At 58.9% G+C, this 895-nt stretch carries 1 protein-coding gene and 1 pseudogene; both read right to left on the bottom strand.

The genetic code is table 11. The features are described from left to right. Window positions 1-14 precede the first annotated feature (14 nt). Window positions 15-533 (bottom strand): 4Fe-4S dicluster domain-containing protein, encoded by a 519-nt coding sequence (locus BP727_RS06890; protein WP_013720261.1) that lies wholly within the window; start codon window positions 531-533, stop codon window positions 15-17. A gap of 5 nt (window positions 534-538) precedes the next feature. Beyond that, window positions 539-895 (bottom strand): annotated as a pseudogene (locus BP727_RS06885) (carbon monoxide dehydrogenase); the annotation flags it as partial.

The following is an 895-nucleotide window of genomic DNA, read 5'->3' as shown; positions in this document are numbered from 1 at the left end:
AAAAATAAAAAAATTTATGCCTTGGCCAGCCCCCTGGCCTCGCGGGCTATGCGAGCTGCGGCCTCCTTTCTCATCATCTCCGCAAACTCCCTCTGAGTGGAATAGATCAATGCACCCGTGGGGCATGCGGCCACACAGGCAGGAACCTCCAGGCTCTTGCAGCGGTCGCATTTAACCGCCATTCTCACCTCTTTCTTCCGGCCTACAACTCCGTAGGGGCAGATCATGGCGCACATCCAGCAGCCCATGCAGTTCTCTTCAATGCGTTCCACCACACCGCTTAGCGAGTCCTGAACCAGGGCTCCGGTGCGGCAGACGGCAACGCAGGGGGCATCCTGGCAGTGCCGACAGATCATGGGCACATTCCTGCCCTCTGCCTTCTCCACATAAAGCAGGCGAACGGGCACAGGCTTCTCCGAGATAGAAGAAATGAGGTTCTTGGAGATGGAGTGCTCAATCGCGCAGGCCATCTCGCAGGATCGGCAGCCCATGCACCTCTCCAAGCGGACGAATATCTCCTTATTCTCCTTCATCGCAATCACGCCAGGCCCAGCTTCCTGCGCTGGCTATCGATATGCTCAATCATCAGGCTGGCGGCTTTCACCGGATCGGGCTCCACGGCAAAGCATGCTCCCACCACGTCCTTTGCGCCGGAGGTTAAGAGCTCAGCCACTGCTTTGCTTCCCATGACCGGCGGAACGGTTCCGAGGACCGTGAACACCCCGGAACTGACCACATAAGCGCCGATGGATACCGCTTTCTCGCTCATCCATTCTGGAGCTGCCCCTGCTGCTGGCAGGTCGCTTATGTCCACTCCCAGAGCATTGGCCAGGGCGGCGGCAGCGACCAGAATGCGGCTGATATCCACGCATGAGCCCATGTGAAGGACCGGGGG

The organism is Methanosaeta sp. UBA356 (genome assembly GCF_002496465.1).
Taxonomy (GTDB): Archaea; Halobacteriota; Methanosarcinia; order Methanotrichales; family Methanotrichaceae; genus Methanothrix; species Methanothrix soehngenii.
The sequence above is the reverse complement of the archived record's forward strand: the minus strand, read 5'-3'. Positions and strand labels throughout refer to the sequence as shown.